The organism is Thiolinea disciformis DSM 14473, from assembly GCF_000371925.1.
Classification (GTDB): Bacteria; Pseudomonadota; Gammaproteobacteria; order Thiotrichales; family Thiotrichaceae; genus Thiolinea; species Thiolinea disciformis.
On sequence record NZ_AQVE01000046.1, the window covers coordinates 1 to 7,703 of the forward strand.

A 7,703-nucleotide genomic window follows, 5' to 3' on the forward strand; every position below is an offset into this window, starting at 1 on the left:
CTTCAAGCCAATAGCAACCGCTTAGTATTAGCGGGCAATAATGCCCAGACCTTAGATGCGAATGGTAATTTGCTGAATGATGGGGTGCACACTTACACCTACAATGCGCAAAATCGCCTTGCGAGTGTGGATGGTACGACCACCTACAGCTATAACGCCGATGAGCAACGCGTCAAAAAAGTATCAGGACAAACCACCACTTTCTATGCGTGGGACAATGACCGTATCATCGGTGAATATGTGCAAGGTGCAAATGGCTTACAAGCCAGTGAAACGATCTACATGGGGTCTACTCCGATAGCCCTGATTCAACAAGGCAAGACCTATCGTATTCATGCCGATCAGATTGATACCCCACGGGTATTAAGCGATGCGAGCGGTAAAATCGTATGGTCGTGGGAGAGTAAACCGTTTGGCGACACCAAGCCCAATGAAGACCCTGATCAGGATGGGGTAGCACTGCGTTATAACCAGCGTTTTTCAGGGCAAACCTACGATGCTGAAACCGGATTGCATTACAACTTCCATCGCGATTATAACCCGCAGACGGGGCGGTATGTGCAAAGTGATCCGATTGGGTTGGAGGGCGGGATGAATGTGTTTGGGTATGTGGATGCAAGGCCTTTATCTGTGGTAGATACAATAGGTCATGCCCCCACAACACTCCCCAGTGCTGTTTTTGGCTCAAGAAAAACACTGGACTTTTCCATAGATATTCATGAGCCAACAGATATACCGAAAGCCTTAACTTGGGTCACAAAATATTCAAAAGTTAAGTTTACTGTATACCTTTATATCAAGGATATAAATTTAGCATCTGAATTTGCAGGCAAACCTGTCAAGATTGGCCTGCATCTAAATCAAATTAACACCAAAGATAAACGCTTTGGTTCTACTACAGATCAAATTAATAACTTTTATAGCACTTATCCCAAGGCTCCGTGCTCAATGCATGGAGATGCTAAATCGCCATTAGGAAGTTATCTTACTGCTGACTCAGCGAGGGCATTAAGTCGATACGGTGTAACGGAGGTAAGAAGCGCTCTATTTCCTCCTAATCTAACAAAGCCAACTGATACATATAGTACATATTATACTAGTCAGGGTATAAAACTTTATCATACCTTTTCTCATGGTCACTCTGTAGATCATGTAATAAATTATAATAAGATTAATCATCATTTTGCCCATTCTAATGAGTCAAATGCGGAGAAAATATATAGCCGTATTCAAGCTGGAAAATAAAATGACTGTGAATAAATATACCTCTACTTTATTAATAACTAGTTGCTTGTTAAGCATAATTTTGGGGCTGAGTTTGCCCATGGGTGTGCAAGCAGGTGAGGTGGTAGGTAAAAAGTCTCCGCCCGACCGTCAACCCCTTGGGTTGACGGAGCAACAACTACGCCTTTTAGATAAGCAAGTTATGAAGGGTAGGCCTGATTGCGGTGTGGTTTACAACAAACGACCAGGGGATGTGAGCATAACAGGACAGGCTATTTACAGTTGTTACAACAGTGTTAACTGGCCAAGAAGCCTAAAGCTATCCTCACAACAGCGTAAGGATAAACATTTACTTGATCGGTATTTTATCAGTCGAATGAGCCCATATCTTGTGCGTCTCTCTAAGGCAGAACAATCTAAATTTTTTAGACAGATCACGAATTGGATGCCGGATGATCCATACCTGATTCCAACGCTGATCCGTCTGGGCTTACCAACCACTGAGGTACTATTACAACAATTAAAATATGGCACTCCGGCTAGCTGTACCACTTATCGCTTCTTTTTAAATAAAAATCTGGCACTCTATCAACAGATTACGACACTCAACGAGCCGATTGCGCCGTTTAATGAGGATTTTGGCCCTGCTCCCTCCTACCGTTGGGAGGATTTACATTATTTAGCAGAATTTGGTGTGAAGTATTCTTCTTATTGTAATGAGGAAGTAAAAAAGCTGGCTAAGGTTAGTCCCACCGCATTGAATAAAAAGCGGCGTGTGGGTGGAGCAACCCCTTTACACCTTTATCTTTCGGGGTCTCATAGCACAAACCCTAACGCGCTAGAGGTTATTCAAATATTAATTACGCCGGTCAATATCAATATGAAGTCTGATTATGGGAATACGCCATTACACCAAGTGGTGGAGGGCTACGAGGACTACTGCTTAGATCAGACTCATGAAGCCATGATCAAATTACTAATAGCTCGTGGTGCCAATGTTAACCTTAAAAACAACGCAGGTAAGACGGCAAAAGAGTTGATAGCCCAAGCTCGTACTAAATGTTCAGAATGATTCAAGAATAAAGCTGCCTTTATGACTGACGACTTTCCATGTTAAGGGAGACCTGCTGAATACTGGGGTATACTGAAATCTTCAAAATAGCCCATTTCTAGCTGTTACTTTATACCTCCCAACGAAGAAAGCCATCACTAGACGCCCAATGCAAAAATATCTAAAGCATAGATTAGCAAACAACCTATTCATTAGTATGTTGTTGCTGGGTAATTATTCGTGCCCGGCTTATGCTGAGGCAAAATCATCGGATTACCTCACTGACCAAAAAAAGCTGCTAACGACTAAGCAAGTGCAGGCGTTGGATGCCAATGCAAGCAAAACATTGCCAGAGTGTGGTTTTATCTACCGCAAAGTAGTCGTTGGTACAGTGGCTGATTGAAAAAGGTGCTAATATTAATTTAAAAGATCAGAAAGGAATATCTATCAAGGCGCTAATAAAAAGACGTCCTGATTTAATGAAATTATTGAAGTAAAAAACACAAAGATTTCTAAAGCACCACAGCCCAAAAGTCCAAGCATTATTCAATGCTATAGAACAAAAGAATTATAATAACAATATTAAATTCTTATAATCCTCACTTATGCAGTTAGAAAGTGAGCGCTAGCGGACTCTTAACTAGCTCGCTAGCAACTAAAACATTTCCTAAAAACCCGCGCGACGCTCATCCCAAGCCAAAGGAATACCTAATTGATGGGCAAGCTCGAAAGTCAGGCCTGGAATGTTCAAAGTATAAAAATGAAGCTGCTCCACGCCTTCGCGTAATAAGCGATCACATAAACCTACCGCTAATTCAATCCCAATCCGCTTTTGCTCAATACTGCCCGCTTGTGTGCCTTTGAAAGAATTGTGCATCCAAGCCGGAATCGAAGCGCCACAACGCTCACTAAACGATTGTACTTTCTCAAAATCATGCACTGGCAAAATCCCTGGCACAATCGGCTTATTGATGCCAGCTTTAACGGCTGCATCACGAAACTTTAAAAATACATCCGCCTCAAAGAAATATTGCGTTAAGGCGCGTTGTGAGCCAGCATCCAGTTTGCGCTTTAAGTGCGCTAAATCAGCCTCTAAACTAGCAGCCTTTGGATGTGCTTCAGGATAAGCAGCCACACTAATATCAAAATCGGCTATCGAGCGCAGTGCCTGCACCATCACAGCGACATCGTGAATGCCGCCTTCCAGTAAATCAGCATCACCACGCAGTGCGACAATGCGCTCTACTCCAGCCTCATAAAAACGTTTAGCGAGTTCTAATAATGACTCGCGAGTATGTCCTGCTGCGGTTAAATGTGCTGCTACCGGCACACGGCACTCGCGCTGCATATTGAAGACCGTTTCCAAACTATGCTCACGATCACTCCCCAATGCACCATAAGTCACCGAGAAAAACGCTGGCTTGAGCATTTCCAACTGTCCGATATTACGCCATAAGGTACGTTCCATACGTGGCGTTTTCGGTGGAAAAAACTCAAAAGAAAGGATTGGATTGTGACTCATGCTTAACTCATCGTGGACAATAGTTGATAGCTTGGTATTTTCTTATGCTAGACTTACTAAATCAATTTCAAGTTTATCAATATTTTTTTGAAATATTTTCAATATGCTGAATCTGCAACGTAAACACCTTGAGCTTATTGTCGCTTTAAATACTTGCGAAACCTTGGTAGAAGTGGCTAAACAGCTTCATCTCACCCCATCAGCGCTCTCCCATCAATTGACTGAATTGGAAAAGCGCATTGACCTCACAGTCGTAGACCGTAAGACTAAGCCCTTACATTTAACGACCGCCGGTAAGCGCCTATTGGAAACGGCCTTGGACACCTTGCCGCGCTTCGAGCGCTTGGAAAATGATTTAACCCGCTTAGCGAAAGGTGATAGTGGCCGCTTAACGATAGCGATTGAATGCCACTCTTGTTATCAGTGGCTCATTCCAACCTTAAATGAATTTCGGGCACATTGGCCTGCGGTGGAGTTGGATATTGCTGGTGATTTTCATTTTGAAAGCCTAAAAGCCTTGATGGAAAACGAGCTAGAGATCGTGATTACTGCCGATCCTGAGCCACTCAATGGCATTCAATATCTCCCCTTATTTCAATACGAAGCGCATTTGGTTTTACCCTTAGAACACACCTTAAATAAGGTTGCGATTATTGAACCAGCGATGCTGAAAACAGAAACGTTAATTAGTTATCCCGTGCCACCGCGCAAACTCGATATTTTTCGTTTATTTCTCAGCCCTGCGGGTGTTGAACCCGCACATATACGGCATAGTGAATTAACCGTCATGATGATTGCCTTGGTCGCAAGCGGACGCGGTGTCTGTGCTTTACCCAGCTGGGCGGCTAGTGAATACACCGAACGCCAATTGGTCAGCACCCGATCCCTCGGCACTGGTGTATTTAACACACTGTATGCCGCCGTCCGAGAAACCAGTTTGCGCTTTAACTATATGCGCGAATTTATCAAGTTGGCGCGTACTTTATCGCTGCAAACCCTGCAACATATAGCGCCGCCCAACGATCAATGGCTCTGATGCAGACGCTCACGATGCCAAATGTATAAGCCGGAGGCGATTAAAATCGCAGCGCCTAGCCAAGTAGAGGAACGAGGAATATCACCAAACCAGACCCAGCCAATCAGCGCCGCTGAAATCAGCTCAATATATTGGAAAGGCGCTAAGATCGAAGCATCTGCATGTTTGAAAGATTGCGTTAGAATCGAATGACTGACGGCTGCGAAGAAACCGACTAATAATAATTGACGCCACTGCCACAACTCAGGCCATTGCCATTGAAAAACTTCAATTTGCAAAGGTTGCGTGAGCACAATCACGATTAAAATAATGATTGCGCCAAACACACCCGAATAGAATTGCATAGCCAAAGGCGAGACTCCACCTCCTACGCCAGAACGTGCTAACTGACGCGTAAATAACAAATAAAACGCGAATCCTAAAGCCGTCGCTAATGGCACAAAAGCACGCCAGCCAAAGAGTTCACGCCCCGGCTGAATAATGATGAGTGCCCCCATCAATCCAATCACGACGGCCACTAAACGGCGCCAACCATATTTCTCGCCTAATACCCAAGGTGCTAATAAAGTGACTAACAAGGGCATCACAAAAAAGATGGCTAAAGCGTCCGCTAACGGCATTACTTGAATCGCATAGAAGAAAGTCAGCGTACCAAAACAGATACTCACAGCGCGCCAAAAATGTAAACGTAATTCTAAACCTCGCGGTATATGCAAACTTTTCCACACAACAGGCAACAAAAACAAACTCTGAAAAACAAAGCGCGCCAACACGATCAAAGCGGCAGGGTAAGTTTCTCCCATGGCCTTAGCAGACGCATCCATCAAGGGCAACAAAAGAGAACCAATAATCATTAATTGAATGCCACGGCTTTGTTGATTCTGATGCTGATGCTGATGCTGGCTCACGATAATTCGCTCAAGGAGGGTTTAGACGATACAATCCCCTACTATAAGCTAAACCTCAGCAATAGGATATTTTTGAATGAACACACTGCTTTTAGTGTTTCTGGTCGGCGGCGCCAATATCTTGGCTTATGGTTTTATCTACCCTAAGTTGGTACAAGGGCATGTTAAACGGCTCATTATCTCAGATTTAGTATTAAGTTTAGTATTGCTGACTTGCGTGGGCGCTACTTATAGTGGCACTGATACGCGCTTTGATTTTGGTTTATTTAGCTTAAATTGGTTTTTCGCCACGCTCTTGATCAGTTTTGTGTTCGAGCTATTTTTATTTCCGTGGTATCAGAAACGCTTCAATATTCAACTACCCAAATAGTTGAATAGCTGTCACTCACAAGCTATATCGCCTATCTACATTTAATCTCTAGTTAAGTCAGCTTCGTTATATTTAACCGGTCTTTAACCCACAAAAGGATAATAAGAATGAGTTTGGGCGGTGCTTTTTATATTTTGTCGGATGATCAACTAGAACGCCTGTTAGATGGCTCTTTAAGTTTATCATTTCTTTATAATGAATTAGATGAAAAACCACGTGAAGCCTATAGTGTTGAACGGGCATGGCTGGATGTCATTCGTATTGTGGAGGACTTTACCGAGGATTTTGCTGAGCAAACCAATGAAATCCCAGAGATGAGTCAATATTCTTGGGCTACAGACGTAAAGGAAATTGCGCCACTGTTTGTTAGGTTAAATGACGATGAAGTAGAGAGTTATTATAACTGGCTAGACGATGCCAGCACTGAACTAGCAGAACTAAGCCATCATATGAAAAATATTGCGAGCCTCTATCAACGGGCCGCACAACAAGGCGACGCTGTGCTATTCCGTGTGACCTAAGCGATTACGAGCAGCGCTAAAGTTAGTGTTTAGCGCTGTCTCGCTTAAAAATGATAATCAATCCACCAGCTCACCGCCTTAGTCGGCGCCACGATATGCTGGAAAAAAGGTTCCCACGAAAAAGTATTCTGATTACCCCAAATTGGAAAATAATCCGGCACATACGAACAAGTCGCACCCACTAAGCCTAACTGATCATGGCGCTGCAAGATGGTTAAAGCCTGTTGCGCCTGATGTTCAATTGGCAAATAAAAACCCTTCTGTTCCGGCCATGCCTTGCGCTGAATAAAACCACTCTCGGCCTGCTCATACCCCTCATGATCGGACGGCAAAGTAAAAGGAATATTAAGCAAACACAATTCTTTAGTGTTTTGCGGCTGAGGATAGAAAGGATGTGGGAACCAAGTAATGGGAATAAATTCACTACCTTGATTGCTAATCGTGGTATGCGAACGAACAGTACGCTCCTGTAAAGATACGGTACGCACTAATTGCAAGGCATAATTTTCAAAAGCCTGTTGGGTAGTGAAGCGAACTTGGTTTGCATCTTGTTCAAGCTGCCAATCACAAAACTGCTTGACTTGTTTAGTTTGTAAATCACATAAGCCAATCCCCACAATCAGCACTTCACTATCATCTTTCTGAGACGAACGTAAGGGCGCCCAATTGAAAGCATCAGGAATTCCCTGCCCATCGAACCAGTTAAAACTTTCTGGGTAAGTTGGTCCGCTGAGTAAATTACCGAGCTTGCTATCCACAATTTGATAAATATAACCGCCCGTACAATAGCGTACGCCAAATTTGGCCTGATCCTTGATAGGATCTAATAGCTCAACGCTCAATTTATTATTGCTTAATAAAAGCACGGCTTAACTCCTGCGATGTGAATTGACGCAGAGTAACCAAAAACGCTACAGCTGTTAATGAGATTTTGAGAAATTTGGAGAAAAGAATTTAGTGATGGAATTTAGAAAGATGGCGTCCCCATGGGGATTCGAACCCCAGTACTCGCCGTGAAAGGGCGATATCCTAGGCCACTAGATGATGGGGACGCTGATTTAAACTACTCTA

9 protein-coding genes and 1 tRNA gene are annotated in these 7,703 nt (G+C 43.4%); 6 read left to right on the forward strand and 4 right to left on the reverse strand.

What is annotated here, in order from left to right; genetic code table 11:
• The 3 genes from A3IE_RS21425 to A3IE_RS0118965 form a co-directional block, all read left to right on the forward strand.
• A partial coding sequence (locus tag A3IE_RS21425) for an RHS repeat domain-containing protein (RefSeq protein ID WP_033407663.1) occupies nt 1-1,245 on the forward strand: 1,245 nt, incomplete at its 5' end.
• 1 nt (nt 1,246) lies between these two features.
• On the forward strand, nt 1,247-2,296 hold the full coding sequence (locus A3IE_RS0118960; protein WP_157832921.1) for an ankyrin repeat domain-containing protein: 1,050 nt from the start codon (nt 1,247-1,249) through the stop codon (nt 2,294-2,296).
• Nucleotides 2,297-2,444: 148 nt separating this feature from the next.
• Nucleotides 2,445-2,678: a hypothetical protein gene (locus A3IE_RS0118965; RefSeq protein WP_157832922.1), complete on the forward strand. Its 234-nt coding sequence runs from the start codon at nt 2,445-2,447 to the stop codon at nt 2,676-2,678.
• Between the two features lie 264 nt (nt 2,679-2,942).
• Here A3IE_RS0118965 and A3IE_RS0118970 read toward each other — a convergent pair whose 3' ends face one another.
• Nucleotides 2,943-3,797, reverse strand: a complete 855-nt coding sequence (locus A3IE_RS0118970) for a methylenetetrahydrofolate reductase (protein ID WP_020397195.1) — start codon at nt 3,795-3,797, stop codon at nt 2,943-2,945.
• Between the two features lie 103 nt (nt 3,798-3,900).
• Here A3IE_RS0118970 and A3IE_RS0118975 point away from each other — a divergent pair, with 103 nt between their 5' ends.
• Nucleotides 3,901-4,833 carry a LysR family transcriptional regulator gene (locus A3IE_RS0118975; protein ID WP_020397196.1) on the forward strand — a complete coding sequence of 311 codons (933 nt, stop codon included), beginning with the start codon at nt 3,901-3,903 and terminating at the stop codon, nt 4,831-4,833.
• On the opposite strand, the gene A3IE_RS0118980 is transcribed toward A3IE_RS0118975, so the two are convergent.
• Complete coding sequence (locus A3IE_RS0118980) at nt 4,821-5,741, reverse strand: DMT family transporter (protein WP_020397197.1); 921 nt, start codon at nt 5,739-5,741, stop codon at nt 4,821-4,823. The two genes, A3IE_RS0118975 and A3IE_RS0118980, sit on opposite strands and share 13 nt — an antisense overlap.
• Before the next feature lie 76 nt (nt 5,742-5,817).
• Here A3IE_RS0118980 and A3IE_RS0118985 point away from each other — a divergent pair, with 76 nt between their 5' ends.
• Nucleotides 5,818-6,111: a hypothetical protein gene (locus A3IE_RS0118985; RefSeq protein WP_020397198.1), complete on the forward strand. Its 294-nt coding sequence runs from the start codon at nt 5,818-5,820 to the stop codon at nt 6,109-6,111.
• 107 nt (nt 6,112-6,218) lie between these two features.
• Nucleotides 6,219-6,632, forward strand: a complete 414-nt coding sequence (locus tag A3IE_RS0118990; protein ID WP_020397199.1) for a DUF1877 family protein — start codon at nt 6,219-6,221, stop codon at nt 6,630-6,632.
• Nucleotides 6,633-6,676: 44 nt separating this feature from the next.
• On the opposite strand, the gene A3IE_RS0118995 is transcribed toward A3IE_RS0118990, so the two are convergent.
• Both A3IE_RS0118995 and A3IE_RS0119000 read right to left on the reverse strand, forming a co-directional pair.
• Nucleotides 6,677-7,498: a hypothetical protein gene (locus A3IE_RS0118995; RefSeq protein WP_020397200.1), complete on the reverse strand. Its 822-nt coding sequence runs from the start codon at nt 7,496-7,498 to the stop codon at nt 6,677-6,679.
• A gap of 110 nt (nt 7,499-7,608) precedes the next feature.
• Nucleotides 7,609-7,684: transfer RNA gene (locus A3IE_RS0119000), tRNA-Glu, on the reverse strand.
• Between the last annotated feature and the right edge of the window lie 19 nt (nt 7,685-7,703).